Annotated in this window: 18 protein-coding genes; 8 read left to right on the plus strand and 10 right to left on the minus strand. The window is 73.3% G+C overall.

The window, feature by feature from the left end; genetic code table 11:
• Positions 1-32 precede the first annotated feature (32 nt).
• Positions 33-1,475 (plus strand): flavin-containing monooxygenase, encoded by a 1,443-nt coding sequence (locus tag ACQEVZ_RS37485; protein ID WP_433375419.1) that lies wholly within the window; start codon positions 33-35, stop codon positions 1,473-1,475.
• Entirely contained in the window at positions 1,472-2,302 is an 831-nt protein-coding gene (locus tag ACQEVZ_RS37490; RefSeq protein ID WP_433375421.1) for an alpha/beta fold hydrolase, read from the plus strand. The genes ACQEVZ_RS37485 and ACQEVZ_RS37490 overlap by 4 nt, the downstream gene beginning before the upstream one ends.
• Here ACQEVZ_RS37490 and ACQEVZ_RS37495 read toward each other — a convergent pair.
• From ACQEVZ_RS37495 to ACQEVZ_RS37510, 4 genes are all read right to left on the minus strand, one after another.
• Positions 2,250-3,176 (minus strand): DUF559 domain-containing protein, encoded by a 927-nt coding sequence (locus ACQEVZ_RS37495; RefSeq protein WP_433375424.1) that lies wholly within the window; start codon positions 3,174-3,176, stop codon positions 2,250-2,252. The genes ACQEVZ_RS37490 and ACQEVZ_RS37495 overlap by 53 nt on opposite strands.
• 699 nt (positions 3,177-3,875) lie before the next feature.
• Positions 3,876-4,955, minus strand: coding sequence for a zinc-binding dehydrogenase (locus ACQEVZ_RS37500; protein ID WP_433375427.1), 1,080 nt, complete (start codon positions 4,953-4,955; stop codon positions 3,876-3,878).
• On the minus strand, positions 4,952-6,298 hold the full coding sequence (locus tag ACQEVZ_RS37505; protein ID WP_433375430.1) for an aldehyde dehydrogenase family protein: 1,347 nt from the start codon (positions 6,296-6,298) through the stop codon (positions 4,952-4,954). Before ACQEVZ_RS37505 ends, ACQEVZ_RS37500 begins: the two co-directional genes overlap by 4 nt.
• Positions 6,299-6,508: 210 nt before the next feature.
• Positions 6,509-7,660 carry an acyl-CoA dehydrogenase family protein gene (locus ACQEVZ_RS37510; RefSeq protein WP_433375433.1) on the minus strand — a complete coding sequence of 384 codons (1,152 nt, stop codon included), beginning with the start codon at positions 7,658-7,660 and terminating at the stop codon, positions 6,509-6,511.
• Between the two features lie 58 nt (positions 7,661-7,718).
• Here ACQEVZ_RS37510 and ACQEVZ_RS37515 point away from each other — a divergent pair, with 58 nt between their 5' ends.
• A complete protein-coding gene (locus ACQEVZ_RS37515) occupies positions 7,719-8,354 on the plus strand; it encodes a TetR/AcrR family transcriptional regulator (protein ID WP_433375436.1) in 636 nt (211 codons plus the stop codon).
• Positions 8,355-8,435: 81 nt separating this feature from the next.
• Here the strand turns inward: ACQEVZ_RS37515 and ACQEVZ_RS37520 are convergent, their stop codons facing one another.
• Complete coding sequence (locus ACQEVZ_RS37520; protein ID WP_433375439.1) at positions 8,436-9,035, minus strand: hypothetical protein; 600 nt, start codon at positions 9,033-9,035, stop codon at positions 8,436-8,438.
• 91 nt (positions 9,036-9,126) lie between these two features.
• Positions 9,127-9,588: a PaaI family thioesterase gene (locus ACQEVZ_RS37525; protein WP_433375442.1), complete on the minus strand. Its 462-nt coding sequence runs from the start codon at positions 9,586-9,588 to the stop codon at positions 9,127-9,129.
• An 81-nt stretch (positions 9,589-9,669) separates the two neighbouring features.
• Between ACQEVZ_RS37525 and ACQEVZ_RS37530 the strand changes: the two genes are divergently transcribed.
• From ACQEVZ_RS37530 to ftsZ, 5 genes are all read left to right on the plus strand, one after another.
• Positions 9,670-11,112 carry an AMP-binding protein gene (locus tag ACQEVZ_RS37530; RefSeq protein ID WP_433375445.1) on the plus strand — a complete coding sequence of 481 codons (1,443 nt, stop codon included), beginning with the start codon at positions 9,670-9,672 and terminating at the stop codon, positions 11,110-11,112.
• Positions 11,113-11,151: 39 nt separating this feature from the next.
• Positions 11,152-11,823, plus strand: a complete 672-nt coding sequence (locus ACQEVZ_RS37535; protein ID WP_344503447.1) for a response regulator transcription factor — start codon at positions 11,152-11,154, stop codon at positions 11,821-11,823.
• A gap of 2 nt (positions 11,824-11,825) precedes the next feature.
• Positions 11,826-13,211, plus strand: coding sequence for an ATP-binding protein (locus ACQEVZ_RS37540; protein WP_433375448.1), 1,386 nt, complete (start codon positions 11,826-11,828; stop codon positions 13,209-13,211).
• A gap of 129 nt (positions 13,212-13,340) precedes the next feature.
• Positions 13,341-13,790, plus strand: coding sequence for an effector-associated constant component EACC1 (locus tag ACQEVZ_RS37545; RefSeq protein WP_433375451.1), 450 nt, complete (start codon positions 13,341-13,343; stop codon positions 13,788-13,790).
• Positions 13,791-13,794: 4 nt separating this feature from the next.
• Positions 13,795-15,534: a cell division protein FtsZ gene (ftsZ, locus tag ACQEVZ_RS37550; protein ID WP_433375454.1), complete on the plus strand. Its 1,740-nt coding sequence runs from the start codon at positions 13,795-13,797 to the stop codon at positions 15,532-15,534.
• Here ftsZ and ACQEVZ_RS37555 read toward each other — a convergent pair.
• From ACQEVZ_RS37555 to ACQEVZ_RS37570, 4 genes are read right to left on the minus strand one after another with little or no spacing between them, the layout of a single operon-like run.
• Complete coding sequence (locus ACQEVZ_RS37555; RefSeq protein WP_433375457.1) at positions 15,522-16,487, minus strand: TAXI family TRAP transporter solute-binding subunit; 966 nt, start codon at positions 16,485-16,487, stop codon at positions 15,522-15,524. The two genes, ftsZ and ACQEVZ_RS37555, sit on opposite strands and share 13 nt — an antisense overlap.
• Positions 16,484-17,092: an HAD family hydrolase gene (locus ACQEVZ_RS37560; RefSeq protein ID WP_360564825.1), complete on the minus strand. Its 609-nt coding sequence runs from the start codon at positions 17,090-17,092 to the stop codon at positions 16,484-16,486. The genes ACQEVZ_RS37555 and ACQEVZ_RS37560 overlap by 4 nt, the downstream gene beginning before the upstream one ends.
• Positions 17,089-18,174, minus strand: coding sequence for a carboxylate-amine ligase (locus ACQEVZ_RS37565; RefSeq protein ID WP_433375461.1), 1,086 nt, complete (start codon positions 18,172-18,174; stop codon positions 17,089-17,091). Before ACQEVZ_RS37565 ends, ACQEVZ_RS37560 begins: the two co-directional genes overlap by 4 nt.
• Complete coding sequence (locus ACQEVZ_RS37570) at positions 18,168-19,145, minus strand: aldo/keto reductase (protein WP_433375464.1); 978 nt, start codon at positions 19,143-19,145, stop codon at positions 18,168-18,170. Before ACQEVZ_RS37570 ends, ACQEVZ_RS37565 begins: the two co-directional genes overlap by 7 nt.
• Positions 19,146-19,161 lie beyond the last annotated feature (16 nt).

Consider the following 19,161-nt stretch of genomic DNA (forward strand, 5'->3'; position numbering starts at 1 on the left):
TCCCTGGTACCAGTCGGTACCAGGGAGGCTGCATGCACGTCAGGATCGCGATCGTCGGTGCGGGCTTCGGCGGCCTGGGCGCCGCGATCCGGCTCAAGCAGCGCGGCCACGACGACTTCGTCGTCTTCGAACGGGCGGCGGACCTCGGCGGCACCTGGCGCGACAACTCCTACCCGGGCTGCGCGTGCGACGTGCCCTCGCACGTCTACTCGTTCTCCTTCGCGCTGAACCCGGCCTGGAGCAACACGTACTCCCCGCAGCCCGAGATCTGGCAGTACCTGCGAGGCTGCGCGGACCGCTTCGGGCTGCGGCCCAGCATCCGCTTCGACACCGACGTGCGGCTCGCGTGCTGGGACGCCGCCGCCGGGCACTGGCGGATCGAGACGTCCCGCGGCGAGTGGACCGCCGACGTGCTGATCAGCGCCGGCGGCCCGCTCAACGAGCCGGTCGTCCCGAAGCTCGCCGGCCTGGAGACCTTCCGCGGCGAGACCTTCCACTCCTCCCGCTGGAACCACGACCTCGACCTGACCGGCCGCAGGGTCGCCGTCATCGGCACCGGGGCCTCGGCGATCCAGTTCGTGCCGGCGATCCAGCCCTCCGTCGCCCGCCTGACCCTCTTCCAGCGCACCGCCGCGTGGGTCATGCCGCGCAACGAACGCCCACTGCGTCGCTGGGAGCACACCCTGTACAAGCGGATCCCCGGCTCTCAACGCCTGATGCGCACGATCGTCTACTGGGCGATCGAGTCCACGGTCATCGGCTTCCTCCGCCCACCCGTGATGCGGCTCGCGCAACGGATCGCGCTGCGCAACCTGCGCTCCGCCGTCACCGACCCGGCGCTGCGCGCCAAGCTGACCCCGAACTACGCGATGGGCTGCAAGCGGGTCCTCAAGTCCAACACCTACTACCCGTCGCTGACCCGGGACAACGTCGACGTGGTGACCGAGCCGATCGCGGAGGTCCGTCCACAAGGGATCGTCACCCGCGACGGCGTCGAGCACGAGGTCGACACCATCATCTTCGGTACCGGCTTCCACGTCACCGACCTCCCCATCTCCGAACGTGTCCGTGGCCGCGACGGCCGCAGCCTGGCCGAGGTGTGGCAGGGCAGCCCGCAGGCCTACCGCGGCACCACCGTCGCCGGCTTCCCCAACCTCTTCCTCCTGCTCGGCCCTAACACCGGCCTCGGCCACAACTCGGTCGTGCTGATGATCGAGGCCCAGATCGAATACGTCCTGGGCGCCCTGAAGACCCTGGACCGTGCGCGCAGCATCGAGCCGCGCGCGGAGGCGCAGCGTGCCTTCACCGCCGCCGTCGACCGCCGTATGGCGAAGACGGTCTGGGCGACCGGTGGGTGCAGCAGCTGGTACATCGACACGACCGGCCGCAACTCCACCCTGTGGCCGGGGTCCACCTGGCGCTTCCGGCAGCGGATGAAGCGCTTCGACGTCACGGCATACGAGGTGACCGCATGACCGCACTGGAGCGCAGCGGAGGAGTGGGCATGACCCTGCACAGTGTCCGCAAGGGAACTGGTGAGCCGCTTGTGCTCATCCACGGCATCGGCCACCATTGGCGCGCCTGGGAGCCGGTCATCGACCTGCTCGCCGAGCACCACGACGTGATCGCGATCGACCTGCCCGGCTTCGGCCGCTCGCCCGCCCCGGCCGACAACCAGGGCATGCCGAGCGCCGTCGCGGCCCTGGCCGAGTACTTCGCCGAGACGGGCCTGGACCGGCCGCACGTCGCCGGAAACAGCCTCGGCGGTGCCATCGCCCTGGAGCTCGCCGCCGCCGGTCACGCCCGCTCGGCGACCGCCCTGTCGCCCGCCGGCTTCTGCACCCCCGCCCAGGTGCGCCGCGCGCTGAGCATCCTGCGCGGCCACCGCGTCGGCGCCTTCACCCCCACGCCGCTGCTGAAGGTCTTCTACCGCACCGGCTTCGGCAAGGCATTCTCCTTCGGCTGGCTGGTGCGCGACCCGAGCGTCCTCACCGCCGAACGCGCCCTCGCCGACACCCTGGCTCTGCGCGGTGGCAAGGACTTCGGCGCCGTCGCCCGCCACGGCCGCGCCTACGCTTACACCGCCCGCCCCGACGTCCCGGTCACCGTCGCCTGGGGCTCCCGCGACCGCATCTTCCTGCCGGTCCAGGCAGGCGTCGCCCGCGAACGCCTCCCGGACGCCCACCACGTCGCCCTCGACGGCTGCGGCCACGTCCCCATGAGCGACAACCCCACCATGGTCGCGGAGGTTATTCTGCATACGACCACCGCCGCGACCATCCGTCCGCGCGCGCATTCATGACCGCCAGCGCCTCGCGCCGAACACCGTCTGGATCGCGGCGCAGGCGGGCGTGGGTGAACCGCACGACGGTCAGCCCCTCGGCCTGCAACGCCGTGTCGCGGCGCAGATCCCGCTCCCGATCGGCGAGACCGGCGTGGAACTCCGTGCCGTCGAGCTCGAAGTCGACACCGGTGCGCGGGTCGAAGGCGTCCAGATACACCGTGTGCCCGCCCACCCTGACCGGTGCCTGCCATCGCAGGCCCTCGAATCCCGCGCCGGCGAACACCCGCTGATACCCCCACAGCTCGAGCTGGCTCCTGCACCCCGCCTGCAGCAGCTCGACGAGCCGTGCCAGCCCGCGCCGCCCACCGATCCGTGGCGCGCGATCCAGGGCCGCCATGAGCCGATCGGGTGTCGTCATGCGGCGGTTGACCGCGACGATCGCCGCCGCCCGCCCCAGGTCCCGCTCCAGCAACGGCCAGCTGTCGACCACCGCCCGCTCGACGCGGACGACCCGCAACCCGTCGCGGACGACGACGTCGTCCAGCGGGGCCATCCGGCGATGGACACGGACGCCCGCCGCTCTGCGCAGGAAGTGCCCCGGCCCGATGGTGAGATGGATCGGGCCGGTGGCCGGCGCGGGAAGCCGCCACACCTCCAGCGCACTGGTGTGTGACAGCGCGCCGCTCTCGCCGCCATACCGGGCGACGGCCCGCAGCAGTGCCCGCCTGTCGTCTGCCAGAGCCGAGTCGACGAACGTCTTCGGGCAGACCCTGACGATCTGGCCGCAGCCGGCGGCACGGTCGACAACAACCCGATCGACGACGCGGACGGCGGCGCGTCGGAGCACGACACCGTCGTTGGAGTCGGCGAACTGCTGGAGTGACCGGTGCATGCCTGAATGCTGCCCCGCCCGCGCTTTTCGCGCTTCGCGACCTGCGCCGATCTGTGGATAACTGCCCGCTTGTGGACAACCGCGAAACGGCCCCGGCCGCGCGCATGCGGATAGACGTTGCGCGATCTACCCACACTCCAGAGATCATTTTTGTGGGTGGATCGCGCAGCGTCGATGGCACAATTGGGGCAAGTTGGGGCATTGATCAGCGCATGTGTGAGAGGGGTGGCCGTGAGGTGCGGTTCGAGGTGAGGTGTGGCCGGGGTGCGGCGCTGGAGGTGGCGCCAGTGCTGCTGCGGGATGCGGTTCGAGGCTGGGTGCGATCTGAGGGGTGGGGTGGCGTTGATGGGTGCAGAGGGGGTGAATCGGGGCATTGATCAATGTCTGTGCGGATGGCGGGAGGCCGCGAGGTGGTTCGAGGCGAGATGCGGCCCGAGATGCAGTGCTGGATGTGACGCCAGGTGCAGTGCGCGGTGTGGTTCGAGGGGGCGGGGCCAAGAAGTGCGCTCGCCGTGGGGCGAAATCCTGGGTGGAGCGGGCGTCAGCGGCGCAACGGGCGGGCGTCGTGCCCCGCGACGGCCCCGCCGCCAGCGGCGGCCGCACCCGCGACGGCCCCGCCGCCGGCGGGCGGCCGCACCCGCGACACGTCCGCCGGCCATTGCCGGGTTGGGAGCGCGGGTGCGGGCGCCCGGAGTGACGTCAGAACCGCACGAGGGTGCGGGCGCCGACGCCGGAGCGCATGCGGTCGAAGGCGGCCGGCACCTCGGCCAGGGAGACGTGGTCGGTGACGAGGGCGGCCAGGTTCAGCGCCCCCGAGCGGTAGTGCGACAGCAGCACGGGCACGTCGACGGCGGGGTCGGTGCTGCCGTACATGCACCCGGTGAGCGTCCGGGCGAAGTACGCCACCTCCAGGGCGTTGAACGTCACCTCGTCGGTGCTGGAGCCCAGGCCGAGCACGGTGGCGCGCCCGCCGCGGCGGGTCACGGACCAGGCGGCGCGGATCGTCGCGGCGCGGCCGACGCACTCGATGGCGTGGTCGGCGCCCCGGCCGGAGGTCAGCGCGCGGACCTCCTTGGCCAGCGACGGGCCGGGGGCCAGGAAGTGGGTCGCGCCCAGCGACAGCGCCAGCGAAGACTTCGACGGGGACGCGTCGACGGCGATGACCGTGGCCGCCCCGGCGATGCGGGCGCCCTGCAGCGCCGCGAGACCGACACCGCCGAGGCCGATCACGACGACCGATTCCCCGGAACGCACCCGGGCGGAGTTGAGGACCGCCCCCACCCCGGTGAGGACCGCGCAGCCGAGCAGGGCCGCCTCCTCGAGCGGGATGTCCGCCGGCACGGGGATGCAGGCGTGCGCGCCGATGACCGTCTCGGTGGCGAACGCCCCGGTGCCGAGGCCCGCGTAGAGGTCGTCTCCGAGCGCGGTACGCGCGTAGGGCACCCCGCGGGCGTCGTCGGCGTGCGAGCACAGATACGGCTCGCCGGCTGAACAGAACCAGCAGGAGCGGCACGGCGGCGACCAGTTCAGCACCACGTGGTCGCCGACCGAGATGTCCGAGACGGAGGACCCGACCTCCACGACGACGCCGGCGCCCTCGTGGCCGAGCACCACCGGGAACGGCTGGCGGAGGGTGCCGTTGGCCAGGGACAGGTCGGAGTGGCAGACCCCGGCCGCCGCCAGGCGCACCCGCACCTGCGACGGGCCGACGGGGTTCAGCACGACGTCCTCGACCGAGGCGGGACCGTCCACCGCTCGCAGTACCAGCGCGGACGTCACAGCTGGATCGCCTTCACCGACGTGAACTCCTCGAAGCCGTGGACGCCGAGCTCGCGCCCGTATCCGGAGTCCCCGATCCCGCCGAACGGCGCGAGGGGGTTGAACGAGCCGCCGTTGACGTCGACCTGACCGGTCCGGAGGCGGCGGGCGACCGCGAGCGCACGCTCGGGGGACCCCGACCAGACGCTGCCGGCCAGGCCGTACGGCGTCCCGTTGGCGATCCGGACGGCGTCGTCCTCGTCGCGGTACCGGATGATCGACAGGACCGGCCCGAAGATCTCCTCCTGCGCGATGACGGAGGTGGGGTCCACGTCGGCGAAGACGACCGGCGCCACGTAGTAGCCGACGTCGGGCACGGAGCCGTCGCCCAGCGCCATCCGGGCACCGTCGGCGACGCCACGCGCGATGTAGGACCGCACGCGGTCGCGCTGGGCGGCGGAGGCGAGGGGTCCGAGACGGGTCGCCGGGTCGGTGGGGTCGCCGACGGTGTACTTCGAAGCGGCCGCGACGGCCAGGTCGACCACCTCGTCGTGCTGGGACTCGTGCACGAGGAGGCGGGTCCAGGCGGTGCAGGTCTGGCCGGAGTTCAGGTAGCAGTTGCCGATGCCGACCTTCACCGCGGCGGCCAGGTCGGCGTCCGGCAGGATCACGTTGGCGGACTTCCCGCCGAGCTCGAGCGAGACCCGCGCGAGATGCGACGCGGCGAGGGCGGCCACGGTACGGCCGGCGCCCGTCGACCCGGTGAACGACACGAGATCCACCCCGGCGTGCCCCGCCAGGGCCGCCCCGGTCGGGTCGCCGTAGCCGGTGACCAGGTTGTACACGCCCGACGGCAGCCCCGCCTCGCGGACCAGCTCGGCGAGCCGCAGCGCGGACAGGGGCGCGACCTCGCTCGGCTTGTGCACGACGGTGTTGCCGGCCGCGAGGGCCGGGGCGAGCTTCGCGACCGTCTGGTGCAGCGGATAGTTCCACGGGGTGATCGCCGCGACGACCCCGACCGGGTCGCGCACGACGAGGGAGTTGCCGATCCGCTCCTCGCACTCGTCGCGGTTGAGCAGGTCGACCATCGAGGACAGCACCGCGATCGGCAGGCCCACCTGCACCTTGCGGGCGATGGCCAGCGGCGCGCCCATCTCCGCGGTGATGATGCCGGCGAGCTCGTCGGCGTGCGCGACGAGCAGGTCGCGCAGCGCCGCCAGGTGCGCGGCGCGCTCGGCCCGCGGCAGCGCCGACCACGGCCCGAGGGCGGCCCGGGCGGCGGCAACGGCCGGGTCCACGGAATCGGTCTCCGGAACGGACCCGATGACCTCCTCGGTCGCCGGGTTGTAGACGTCGATGCTCATGCCGCCACCTCCGCTGCGCTCCGGCGTCGGCCTGAGCCGAACCTGTCACATGATGAGCGGCCCGAGCCGCTCCGCTGCCCGCTCATGCCGCCACCTCCGCTGCGCTCCGGCGTCGGCCTGAGCCGAACCTGTCACATGATGAGCGGCCCGAGCCGCTCCGCTGCCCGCTCATGCCGCCACCTTCCGCTGCGCTCCGCTCATTCAGGCCCCCTAGACGAACGCGTTCACGCCGGTGAGGGCGCGACCGATGATGAGTTTCTGGATCTGGCTCGTCCCCTCGTACACGGTAGTGACCCGTGCGTCGCGCAGGTACTTGCCGACGGGGTATTCGTCGATGTACCCGTAACCGCCGAAGACCTGCAGCGCCGCGTTCGCCGAGCGGACGGCGGCCTCGGAGGCGTACAGCTTCGCGGTGGACGACTCGGTGGCGAAGGGCAGCCCCCGGTCGATCAGGTCGGCGACCCGCCAGGTCAGCAGCCGCGCCGCGTCGGCCTCGACGGAGATGTCGGCGATGAGCTGCTGCACCAGCTGGAACGAGGCGATCGGCCGCCCGAACTGGGAACGCTGCTTCGCGTAGGCGACGGCGGCGTCGAGGCAGCCCTGGATGATGCCGACGCAGCCGGCCGCCAGGGACATCCGGCCTTTCGCCAGGGCCGACATCGCGATCTTGAAGCCCTGGCCCAGCTCGCCGAGCAGCGCGTCCTCGCCGACCGTGACGCCCTCGAAGGTCAGCGCCGCGGTCGCCTGCCCGCGCAGGCCGAGCTTGCCGTGGATCTCCTCGATCCGCAGGCCCGGCGTGTCCGTCGGCACCAGGAAGGCCGACACCCCTTTCGGGCCCGGTCCGCCGGTGCGGGCGAAGACCAGCGCGACCTGCGCCCAGGTGCCGTTGGTGATGAACATCTTCGCGCCGTCCAGCCGCCAGCCCCCGTCCACCCGGATCGCCCGCGTCGACAGCGCACCCGCGTCGGAGCCCGTGTCGGGCTCGGTCAGCGCGAAGCAGCCCAGGGCGTCGCCGGCGCACAGCCGCGGCAACCAGGCGGCCTTCTGTGCGGGCGTGCCGTAGCCGTTGATGCTCTTGGCGACCAGGCCGAGGGACACCGACACGATGCCGCGCACCGACGAGTCGCCCTTGCCGAGCTCCTCCAGGACCAGGCAGTACGTGGTGTGGTCGCCACCGCTGCCGCCGTGCTCCTCGGGGATCGTGATGCCGAAGATCCCCAGGTCGGCGAGCTTCTTGACGATCGCGAGGTCGACGTGCTCGGCGCGGTCCCAGGCGGCGGCGTGCGGGGTGATCTCGCGGCTGACGAAGTCGGCGGTGACCTGGCGGATCGCGCGCTGATCGTCGTTGAGCGTGAAGTCCATGCAAGCTCCAAGAAACCCGGTCCGTTAACTAACGCCGTTAGTTTCTAAGATCGTAGCCATGGTTCGCCCCAGAACGCCACTCCTCAGCCGTGACCGCATCGTCGACGCCGCCACCGCGATCGTCGACGCCGACGGGCTCGACGCGCTGTCGACCCGGCGGCTGGCCCGCGAGCTGGGCGTCCAGGCGCCGTCGCTGTACAACCACTTCGCCACGAAGGAGCAGATCGTCGACGCGATCGGCGACGCGATCGTCGCCGGCGTCGACCTGTCCATGCTCGGCCGCGACCCGTGGCCGGAGGCGCTGAAGGCGTGGGCGCGGGCCTACCGGACGGCGTTCCGCGCGCACCCCAACGTGGTGCCGTTCCTGGCGCGCGGCCCGGCCCGCCGGCCCGCGTCGCTGCGCCTGGCGGACGCGGTCTACGGCGCGCTCGTGGACGCCGGGTGGTCGCCGGGGCACGCGACCCGGATCGGCGCGACCATGCGGTTCTTCGTCGCCGGTTCGGCGCTGGGCTCGTTCGCGCTCGGCTTCGTCGACGACCCGGACCTGTACGCGAGGGACTACCCGCACCTGCGCGACGCCCATCGCCTGGCGGAGCGGCACACCCATGTCGACGACAGCGCGTTCGAGCTGGGCCTGGAGGCGCTGGTGGACGGCCTGGAGCGCAAGTTCGAGCGGCTTCAGGAGCGAGGTTAGGACAGGGGGGCAGGCCGCCGCCTCCTGCGGCATGACAACCCGTGGCGCGACCGGCAGTGGCGGCGCGCCGCGCGAGCGCGGCTAGGCCGCGACCTCCTGCGGCATGACCAGCAGCAGCTGGCCGCCGGGGCGGGTGCTCATGCGGACCGGCAGGCTCATCATCCGGCCGGCGCGGATCAGGACCGTGGCGGTCTCCAGGTCGGGGACCCGCAGGCCGGGGGAGCCGGACCGGGACGGCCCCGACACCATCAGCACGCCCCGCCACGCCGACTCGGCGAGCTGGCGGGCGTGGCGGATCTGGCGGGCCGACCGGGGCAGCTCGGGCGCGCCGCACAGGTCCGCGTACCCCTGCTGCCAGGCGCGGTCGAGGAAGGAGACGGCGTCGCAGAACACGCGGAAGATCTCGTAGCGGTGGCGGGTGCCGGCGGTGTAGCGGTGCACGCTCGCCGAGCGGCCGGCCGCCCCGAGCAGCTCGACCAGCCGGTCCGCGGCGACGGATCGGTTGAACTCGGCGAGCACCCCCGCTGGCACGTGTGTGAACGCGGAACGGACCCGGGCACCCCCCAGCGCCCGGGCCCGTCCTCCTCCGCCACACACCCCTGCACATCGCACCAGCACGGCCGCCTCGAACGCGGCGACGGTCGAGGCCCGATAGCGCTCGCCGGTTGACACGATGTCCACCCGTTCACCGTGGCGGTTCGGACCGTACCGGCGGAATCGCGCACGTCGTTCCTTGAGAGAAACTTGACGCTGCGAAACCGGGCCGAAAAGGTCAGACCGCCATGAGAACCTGCGTGCAGCGGCTGGCCGCGAGGGTGGTGCCGTCGGCGTCGTACAGCTCCGCGGCGCAGAACACGACCTTCCTGGTCCGGCGCAGGACGGTGCCCACGGCGCGCAGCGTCCCGGGCCGGGTCGGCCGGAAGAACTCGACCCGCAGGTCCGCGGTCAGGAACAGCTCGTCGCGGTCCAGCGTGGTGAAGCAGGCGCCGCCCATCGCCGAGTCGAGGATCGCGGTCACCAGGCCGCCCTGGATCACCGGGCCGCCGGGGGTGGTGAAGCCGTAGTCGACGGTCGCGTCCCACTCCACGGTCGAGCCGCCGGGCTCCCAGCCGATGCGCCGGAAGCCCAGCGTCCGCCACAGGTTGGGGCCGGCGCTTCCGTTGACGCCCCGGCTGGAGCCCCAGTCGCCGACGTCGGCGAACCGCTCGCCGGCGGTGATCGGACGGTCCGTCATGATGCGGCTCCCTCGCGAGGACTTGACAGTACCCAGGTATCGGCATAGTCAGTGTAGAAACATTGCGACTGGAGGTCGTCGATGCCCAACCTCGCCCGCCTCGCGGAGGCGTCCCTCGACCGGCACGGCGACTACCCGGCACTCTGCTTCGAGGGCGCCTGGCACACGTCAGGGGAGGGGCACGAGCGCGCGACCCGCATCGCCGGAGGGCTGCGCGCGGCCGGGGTGCGCCCCGGCGACCGGGTGGCGATCGTCATGGCCAACTGTCCCGAGGTTTCGCAGGTGTACGAGGCGGTGTGGCGCGCCGGCGCGGTGGTCACACCGGTGGTCTTCCTCGTCACCGCCGACGAGCTCCGTCACGTCCTGCGCGACTCGGGCGCCGTCGCCGTCGTCACCTCGCCGGAGCTGGTGCCCAAGTTCGGCGACCTGTGCAGCGAGTTCGGCGTGCCCCCGATCGTCGTCGGCACCCCGTCCTTCGACGCGCTGCTGGCGGCCGACCCGATCCCGGTCGTGGACCGGGACCCCGGTGAGCTCGCGGCACTGCTGTACACCGGCGGCACCACCGGACGGAGCAAGGGTGTCGCGCTCAGTCACGCCAACCTGGCGCACGCGGGGCGGGTCTCGCGGGAGGCGGCCCACACGCCCGGCCTCAACACCGGCATCACCGCTCTGCCGCTGTCGCACTCCTACGGCCTGATGGTCACCGTCGGCGCGATGCAGGCCGCGGAGCCGCCGGTCGCGGTGCTGCAACGGTGGTTCGAGCCCGCCGGCTGGCTGCGGCTCGCCGCGCAGCAGCGGGCGCAGACCGCCGCCGTCGTCCCGTCGATGATCGTCATGCTGCTCGGCCAGCCCCTGGCGGAGCACGACCTGAGCGCGCTGCGGTTCGTGTTCTCCGGCGCCGCCCCGCTGCCACCCGCCGCGGCCGAGGCGTTCGAGCGGCTGGTGCCGTCCGCGCGGGTCCTCGAAGGGTACGGCTGCACCGAGACCGGCGGGATCGTCAGCGGCAGCCCCCTGGACGCGCCCCGCCGCGGCACGGTCGGCAGGCCCCTCGAAGGCATCGAGGTCCGGCTCGGCGACGACGGCGAGATCCTCGTCCGCGGCCCGAACGTGATGCGTGGCTACTGGGGCGCGCGGGACAGCGGCGTGGCGGGCGGGTGGTTCGCGACCGGCGACATCGGCGCGATCGACGGCGACGGGTACCTCAGCATCATCGACCGCAAGAAGGACCTCATCATCCGGGGCGGGTTCAACGTGTACCCGCGTGACGTCGAGGACGCGCTGACCGCCCACCCCGCCGTCGCGATGGCCGCCGTGGTCGGCCGCCCCGACGAGCGGCTCGGCGAGGAGGTGGTCGCGTTCGTGTCGCTGACGGCCCCCGGTGCGGCGAGCGCCGACGAGCTCGACGCCTACGCCCGCGAGCACCTCGCCCCGACGAAACGGCCGCGGGAGATCCGCGTCCTGGACCAGATCCCGCTGACCAGCGTCGGCAAACTCAACCGGAAGGCGCTGCGGACCCTCATCTGAGCACACGCGCTGTTGCCCTTGCGAATACCATGGCGCACGATGCGAGTGATGCTGGTCGAAGATGACGCCCGGGTGGCGGCCGCGCTGGCCACCGCCCTGCGCCGGCGCGGGCACGACGTCGCGCACTGCCCGACCGCGCAGACGGCCCTCGACACGTTCGCGGGCGAGCCGTTCGACCTGGTGCTGCTCGACCTCAACCTGCCCGACGGCGACGGCATCGAGGTGTGTCGCACCCTGCGCCGCAAGGACGAGTCGGTCGCGATCATCGCCGTCACCGCCCGCGGTGAGGAGCGCGACCGGGTCATCGGGCTGCAGACCGGCGCCGACGACTACGTCGTGAAGCCCTACTCGATGGCGGAGCTCAACGCGCGCATCGAGGCCGTGCTGCGCCGCGCGACACGGGCGCAGCAGAGCGCCGTCGAGGTCCTCGCGGCCGGACCGGTCCGGGTCGACGTGGCCGCCCGCCAGGTCACCGTCGCCGGCCGGGACGTCGCGCTCACCCGCAAGGAGTTCGAGATCCTCGCCGTGCTCGTGCGCACGCCGGGCGTCGTCGTCACGTACGACCGGCTGATCCTCGCCGTGTGGCAGACCAGCTTCGTCGGCCGGCACACCCTGGACGTGCACGTCGGCTCGCTGCGGGCGAAGCTCGACGTGCCGGGCCTGGTGCAGACCGTCCGCGGCGTCGGTTACCGCCTCGTGCCGGGACTCTGACCGTGCGGGTCCGCCTCGTCGCCACGTACGTGCTGCTGCTCCTGCTGGTGCTCGTCGCGCTCGAGGTGCCGTTCGCGCTCAGCATCGCGAGCCGCGACACCCAGCAGGTCGTCGCCGACCGGCTCGCCGACGCCAGCCGCTTCGCCACGATCGCCGAGCCGGCGCTGCGGGCACCCCGCGAGACCGACGAGCTCGCCGCCGAGCTGGCCCGCTACGACGCGGTCTACGGCATCGCCGCGATCGTGCTCAACCAGGACGCGGTCAACATCGTGTCGTCCCGCCCCGGTGCCAACCTGGTCGACCTCGCCGACAAGGCGGTGCTGCGGCAGGCCCACCGCGCCCTCGAAGGCCGCGAGGCCAGCGACGACGGCACGATCTGGCCGTGGCGGACGGCACCCTTCGTGGTCGCGGTCCCGGTCGGCCGTGGCGGCGAGGTCATCGGGGCCGTCGTCACCGTCTCGCCCGTCGGCGGACGCGTCACCGGCGTCCGCACCACCTGGAGCATCCTTGCCGGCGGCGGGCTGGTCGTGCTGTTCGTCGGCATCGTCGCGGCCTGGTCCCTGGCCCGCTGGACGCTGCGCCCGGTCGCCGAGCTCGACGCGGCCGCCCACGAGCTCGCCGCCGGTGACTACGCCGCCCGCGTGCCCGCCGCCGACGGCCCGCCGGAGCTGCGCCGCCTCGGCACCGCGTTCAACGAGATGGCCGCGACCGTCGCCGACTCCCTGGAGCGGCAGCGGGCGTTCGTCTCCCACGCCAGCCACCAGCTGCGCAACCCGCTGACCGCGGTGCGGCTGCGGGTCGAGGACCTCGGCGCAGACCTCACCGACCCGCAGGCCGTCGAGGGCCACCGGCTCGCCGTCGAGGAGGTCGAACGCCTCGGCGAGGTGCTCGACAGCCTCCTCGCGCTCGCCCGCGCCGAGCGGGGCCGCTTCGAGCTCGCCGACATCGACGCCGGTGAGGTCGCGTGGGCGCGGGTCGTCGCGTGGCAGCCCGTCGCCGCGAAGAAGCACATCACGCTGCGCTACGTCCGGCCGCCGCACGCCCTGAAGGCCCGCGCGCTGACGACCGCGCTGGACCAGGCGCTGGACGCGCTGATCGACAACGCCGTCAAGTTCTCGGCCGAGGGCAGCACCGTCACGGTCCGCCCCACCGCCGACAAGGGCGGCGTCGCCGTGCACGTGATCGACACCGGGCCGGGCCTCACCGAGCAGCAGCGTGAGCTGGCCACCGAACGGTTCTGGCGGGCGCCCGGCACGCAGAACGTCGACGGCAGCGGCCTCGGCCTGCCGATCGTCGCGGTCCTCGTCGAGGCGTCGTCGGGCCGCCTGGACCTGCTCGCCAACGAGCCGAGCGGCCTGCACGCGCGCCTGTGGTTCCCGAGCCCCTGACCCGAGCCCCTGACCCCGGCGGCGGCGACGGCCGGGGCGGCGGCAACCGCCGGGCGGTGCGGAAGAACTGGCGGATCGGCGGACCGGCGCGGACACCCGACGCATCGAGCGCTGTGACATCGTGGCTCCGTGAACCCTGAGACACGCATCGTGGTCGGCGACAGCACGGCGGACACCGAGGAGCTGTGGCGGTGGCTGCGGGAGGAGCCCGAGCTGCGCGGCCGGCTGCGGCTCGCCCAGGAGCCGCCGCCCGAGGGCACCATGGGCGGCACGACCGCGCTGGTGGTGCAGGCCGCCGCGACCGTCGCCGGGGCGGGCGCGCTGTGGGTGGCGCTCGCGAAGTCCGTCGGCGTGTGGCTGACCCAGCGGCGCGCCGACATCGCGGTCACCGTGAAGACCCCCGACGGCCGGGAGATCACCCTCGACGCGAAACGGGTCGCCGACCCGCAGGCGTTCCTCCGCGAGGTCCTGAACCAGCCCGCGATCGAGCCCGGAGCCCAGCCCGGAGCCCAGCCCGGAGCCCAGCCCGGAGCCCAGCCCGGAGCCCAGCCCGGAGCCCAGCCGGCCGGTCAGGGCTGACGGGGTGCGGCTCCCCGACCCGGCGCGGTCCCGGGCGGTGCTGATCGGCACCGGCACGTACGCCTCCGCGGCGCTGCCCGACCTGCCCGCCGTCGCCAACAACCTCGACGCGATGCGCCGCGTCCTCACCGACCCCGACCTCGGCGGGCTGCCGCCGGAGCACTGCGTGGTCATCCAGGACCCCGCCGACGACACGTCCGTCCTCGACCAGCTGTGGAACAGCGCCGTCGAGGCCGAGGACACCCTCATCGTCTACGTCGCCGGGCACGGCCTGCCGGGCCCGCGGACCGGGGAGCTGTACCTGGCCATCGGCACCACCGACGTCGACCGGCTGCCGTTCCGCACGCTGCGCTACGACGACCTGCGCACCGTCGTCATGGACCGGGGCCGGTTCCCGGCCGCGAACCGGGTCGTCGTGCTCGACTGCTGCTTCTCCGGCCGGGCGATCCCGGCGATGTCGGGGGAGAGCATCGTCGGCCTGACCGGCATCGAGGGCGTCTACATCCTCACCGCCACCGCGGCGAACCATCTCGCGCTCGCGCCGCCCGACGCGGAGCACACCGCGTTCACCGGGGAGCTGGTGTCGCTGCTGCGCTCCGGCGTGCCGGACGGCCCGGAGTTGCTGACCCTCGGCCTCATCTACGAGCGGGTCCTGCACACGATGGTGTCCCGCGGGCTGCCCCGCCCGGAGCAGATCAACCGGGACACCGCCGCCCGGCTCGCGCTGAGCCGCAACGCCGCGTTCGCGGCCCTGCGGCCGGCACCAGGGCCGGCACCAGGGCCGTCGCCGAGGCCGGCGCCCGGGGGCCCGGCGGGCCCACCCGACATCAGGGTCGTCGGCATCGGCGGCGGCGGGATCAACGCCGTGAACCGGATGATCGAGACGCAGCGGATCGACGGCGTCCAGTACATCAGCGTCAACACCGACGCGCAGACGCTGCTGATGTCCGACAGCGACGTGAAGGTCGACATCGGCGAGGCGGTCCGCGGCCTCGGCTCGCGCGGCAACCCCGAGACCGGCCGGCTCGCCGCCGAGGCGCACGAGGCCGACCTCAAGGCCGTCCTCACCGGGGCGGACCTCGTCTTCCTGGCGTGCGGGGAGGGCGGCGGCACCGGCTCCGGCGGCGCGCCCGTGGTCGCCCGCGTCGCCCGCTCCCTCGGCGTGCTGACGGTCGGCGTGGTGACCCGGCCGTTCGCGTTCGAGGGCCGCAAGCGGCAGGCGGTCGCCGACGAGGGCATCACCGAGCTCCGGAAGCACTGCGACACGCTGATCGTCATCGCCAATGACCGCCTGCTGAGCCTCGGCGACCGGAGCGTCAGCATGATGGACGTGTTCCGGGAGGCCGACCGGGTCCTCGACACCGCGGTCCGCGGCATCGCCGGCCTGCTCACCACGCCCGGCATCATCCGCATCGGCTTCGACACGGTCCGGGCCGCCCTGAGCGGCGGCGGCACGGCCCTGATCGGGGTCGGCCAGGCCGGCGGCGACCAGCGGGTCGTCGCCGCGGCCCGGGCTGCGGCCGGCGGGCTGGAGCACCTCCTCGACGACCGCGTCGACGGCGCCCGCACCGTGCTGGTGTCGGTGTCCGGCGACGCCGGCGTCACCTACGACGAGGTCGCCACCGCGATGGAGGAGATCGCCGGCCGCGCCCACCCGGACGCGGAGATCGTGTTCGGCGCCGCGCTCGACGGCGCCCTCGGCCCGCAGGTGCAGGTGGTGGTGGTCGCCGTTCAGGCCTTCTGAGCGCGGTAGTAGCGGACGGCGCCGGGGTGCAGCGGCAGCGGCGGGGTGCTGATCGCGGAGCGGATGTTGAGCCGGGCCGCCGCCTGGTGCGCCTTGGCGAGCTCGTCGCGGCCCTCGAAGAGCAGCCGCGTCACGCCGTAGGCGAGGGGCTCGGGCATCGACCCCCGCACGACGAGATAGTTGGCGATGCCGATCGCGACCGTCGGGTTGATGCCGTGGTACGCCGAGGCGGGCACGACCCGCTCCGCGTAGTAGTTGCCGAACGCCTTGCGCAGCGGCTGGACGAACGTGTCGAGGGCGAGGAGCCGGATCGGGAACTTCTCCGCCAGCTGCTGGATCAGGCCGACGGCCAGCCCGCCGGAGAAGAAGAACGCGTCGATCTGGCGGGCCTGCAGCGCCTTGACCGAGTCGTCGAGGTTGAGCGGGCGCTGGATGATGCTCGCCTTGAGGCCGGCCCCGGCGACGTCGAGGATGTGGTCGGCGGTGCCCGCGGTGCCGGAGCCGGCGGCGCCGACCGACACCTGCCGGCCGTGCAGGTCCGCGACGGTCTCGATCGGGCTGTCCCGGGCGACGACGAGGTGCACGTAGTCGTCGTAGATGCGGGCGAGCGCGGCGAGCTGCCCCGGCGCGGCCCGGTCGCCCTCGCCGGCGGTGTCGGCCTGGGTGAAGCCGAGCTCGGCCTGGCCGGCGAGGATCGCGCCGACGTTCTCCTTCGACGCGTTCGTGGTGAGGACGCTGGCGTGGACGTCCGGCAGGTACCGCTTCGCGAGGTCTGCGATCGCCTTGCCGTACTGGTAGTAGACGGCGCCCGTGCTGCCGGTCGCGATCCGCAGGTTTCCGGTCGCCCCGGCGCCGTCCGACTCGCACGCCGAGAGCAGCAGGGCGCCGGCACCGCCGAGCAGGAGCGCCCGGCGGTTCACAAGAGCCCGCCCGTCGGGAGCGCGCCCGCTCATGCCGGGGCGTCCTGCAGGCACGCCGTCAGGATCTCCAGGGTCTCCTCCGGGGTGCGGTGCCGGACCGTCGTCATGCCCAGCGCCCGCGCCGGCTTGAGGTTGCCCGGCAGGTCGTCGACGTAGACGCACTCCTGCGGCGGCAGCCCGATCGCCGCCGCGCCCAGCACGTAGATCTGCGGGTCGGGCTTGCGCACCCCGACGTCGCCGGAGATCACGATCCCGTCGAACAGCTCGTCCAGCAGGATCCGGTCGTACCGCTGAGAACCCCACGAATTGGAGATCAGGCCCGTGCGGATGCCGCGGCCGCGGGCGGCCCGGACGAAGTCGAGCATCGCCACATCGGCGGTGGTGGCGCCGAGGAGCCGCTCGATGAGGCCCTCCGGCGCCACCCCGAGCAGCGCCGCGAACCCGGCCTCGAACTCGGCGTCGGGCAGCGTGCCGTCCTCCAGGCCGCCGAGCAGCGACCGGGCGGCCGGGTCGTCGCGGAAGAGGTCGCGGACCGTGCCGGGCGGCAGGCCCTCCCGGGCGCAGAACGCGTCGAAGGAGGCGAACACGTCGGTGGTGAGGACCCCGCCGTAGTCGACCAGCAGCCCGCGCAGCGTCATCCGGAACCTGTCCCTTCGGCCGTCTCCTTTGCCAGGGACTGTACGACCTCGCGGTGGTCCTTGAGCGCCCGCTGCCGGGTCGCCGACGTGCCGCGCCCGCGGAGGTCCTCGAGGAGGTCGACGGCGATCTCCCACTCGCCGCGGGCCTCGAGGGCCGGGCGGACGTGCTCCATCAGCGCGTCGACGCGGGCGATCGCCGGCAGCGCGGACCGGGTCGACGGGTCGACGAGGTGGCCGCTGAGCCCGGACCGGGCGGCCCGCCACGTCGCGGCCCGCAGCAGCACCTGCGGCGCCTCCGGCAGGGGCCGGCCGGCGGCGTCGTCGGCGGCGGCGACCGTGACGAGACCGCGGGCGAGCGCGGCGAGCAGCACCGCGTCGTCGACGTTCGGGCACGAGTCGGCGACCCGCACCTCGACCGTCGGGTACCGCGCGGACGGCCGGGCGTCGAAGTAGACCATGCCCGCGTCGCTGATCACGCCGCTCTCCACGAGCGTGTCGACGACCCGCTGGTATTCCGCGGCGGAGCCCAGGTCCGGCGGCGGGCCGACGGTCGGCCAGCGCGACGTGACGACCGTGCGGTAGGACGCGTAGCCGGTGTCGTTGCCGGCGAAGTACGGCGAGCTGACGCTGAGCGCGAGCAGCGCCGGCAGCCACTCCCGGATCCGCCGGGTGATCCGCACCGCGAGGTCCCTGTCGGGCACGCCGACCTGCACCTGGCACGCGGCGACCTGCTGCTCGTCGACGAGCTGCCGGTACTCCTGGGCCATGCGCTCGTAGCGCTCGTCCGGGTAGACCCGGCTCGGGGCCGCGCCCGAGCCGGGGACCGTGCCGGCGGCGACGATCGCCAGGCCGTGCCGCCCGGCGGACTCCACCAGGGAGCGGCGCTTCTCGATCAGGTCGGCGCGCAGCGCGGTGAGGTCGGTGTGCACGGCGGTGGCCGTCTCGACCATCGACCGGTGCAGCTCCGGCTCGGCGTCGGCGCCGCGCAGCACCCGCCGGGCGGACGGCGACAGCTCGCCGGTCTCCGCGTCGACGACGTGGAACTCCTCCTCGACACCGATGGTGTCGCCAGTCGCTACCACCTGCTGTGGACCGACTGGCGGATGAGGTCGTCGTACACCTCGCGGACCGCCTCATGGGTGGCGGCGGGCAGCGGGTCGGCGCTCCCGACGGCCGCGTTGGCGCGGGCCTGCTCGCCGCTGCGGGCGCCCGGGATGACCACCGACACGGCGGGGTGGTCGACGATCCAGCGCAGCGCGAACTGCGCCATCGTCAGCCCTTCGGGCTTGAGCGGCGCGAGCCGGCGCACGGCGGCGAGCCCGGTGTCGTAGTCGACGCCGGAGAACGTCTCGCCCTGGTCGAACGCCTCGCCGTGCCGGTTGTAGGTGCGGTGGTCGTCGGCGCCGAACGTGGTGTGCTCGTCGTAGCGCCCGGACAGCAGGCCGCTGGCGAGCGGGACGCGGGCGATGATGCCGACGCCCATCTTCTCCGCCGCGGGCAGCACGTCGTCCAGGGGCTTGAGCCGCAGCATGTTGAAGATGATCTGCACGGTGGCGACGCCGGGCCGGGCGATCGCGGTCAGCGCCTCGGCGACCGTCTCGACGCTCACCCCGTAGGCCTTCATGCGGCCTTCCTGCACCATCAGGTCCAGGCCGTCGAACACCTCGTCGGTGGAGTACACCTCCGACGGCGGGCAGTGCAGCTGGACCAGGTCGATGGTGTCGACGCCGAGGTTCTCCCGGGACCGGTCGTTCCACGCGCGGAAGTTGTCGAGGTTGTACCGGTCGGCCTCCTGCGGCACCCGGCGCCCCATCTTCGTGGCGACCGTGATGCCGGGCCGGTCCTTGATGAAGGCCCCGACGAGGCGCTCGCTGCGGCCGTCGCCGTACACGTCGGCGGTGTCGATGAACGTCACGCCCGCCTCGTGCGCGGCGGCGAGGGTCGCGAGCGCCTGGTCCTCGTCGACCTCGCCCCAGTCGGCGCCGAGCTGCCACGCGCCGAGCCCTACCACGCCGACCGGGGCACCGGTCCGTCCTAAGATCCGTTCCTGCATGCCGCCCAGGGTATGG

Source organism: Dactylosporangium sp. CA-152071 (assembly GCF_050936335.1).
GTDB classification, from domain to species: domain Bacteria; phylum Actinomycetota; class Actinomycetes; order Mycobacteriales; family Micromonosporaceae; genus Dactylosporangium; species Dactylosporangium maewongense.

What these genes read in the sequence shown, in the direction of transcription:
- ACQEVZ_RS37485 (WP_433375419.1), top strand. Translation starts at nt 33, where the DNA reads ATGCACGTCAGGATCGCGATCGTCGGTGCGGGCTTCGGCGGCCTGGGC.
- ACQEVZ_RS37490 (WP_433375421.1), top strand. Translation starts at nt 1,472, where the DNA reads ATGACCGCACTGGAGCGCAGCGGAGGAGTGGGCATGACCCTGCACAGT.
- ACQEVZ_RS37495 (WP_433375424.1), bottom strand. Translation starts at nt 3,176, where the DNA reads ATGCACCGGTCACTCCAGCAGTTCGCCGACTCCAACGACGGTGTCGTG.
- ACQEVZ_RS37505 (WP_433375430.1), bottom strand. Translation starts at nt 6,298, where the DNA reads ATGAGCATCGACGTCTACAACCCGGCGACCGAGGAGGTCATCGGGTCC.
- ACQEVZ_RS37510 (WP_433375433.1), bottom strand. Translation starts at nt 7,660, where the DNA reads ATGGACTTCACGCTCAACGACGATCAGCGCGCGATCCGCCAGGTCACC.
- ACQEVZ_RS37515 (WP_433375436.1), top strand. Translation starts at nt 7,719, where the DNA reads ATGGTTCGCCCCAGAACGCCACTCCTCAGCCGTGACCGCATCGTCGAC.
- ACQEVZ_RS37525 (WP_433375442.1), bottom strand. Translation starts at nt 9,588, where the DNA reads ATGACGGACCGTCCGATCACCGCCGGCGAGCGGTTCGCCGACGTCGGC.
- ACQEVZ_RS37530 (WP_433375445.1), top strand. Translation starts at nt 9,670, where the DNA reads ATGCCCAACCTCGCCCGCCTCGCGGAGGCGTCCCTCGACCGGCACGGC.
- ACQEVZ_RS37535 (WP_344503447.1), top strand. Translation starts at nt 11,152, where the DNA reads ATGCGAGTGATGCTGGTCGAAGATGACGCCCGGGTGGCGGCCGCGCTG.
- ACQEVZ_RS37555 (WP_433375457.1), bottom strand. Translation starts at nt 16,487, where the DNA reads ATGAGCGGGCGCGCTCCCGACGGGCGGGCTCTTGTGAACCGCCGGGCG.
- ACQEVZ_RS37560 (WP_360564825.1), bottom strand. Translation starts at nt 17,092, where the DNA reads ATGACGCTGCGCGGGCTGCTGGTCGACTACGGCGGGGTCCTCACCACC.
- ACQEVZ_RS37570 (WP_433375464.1), bottom strand. Translation starts at nt 19,145, where the DNA reads ATGCAGGAACGGATCTTAGGACGGACCGGTGCCCCGGTCGGCGTGGTA.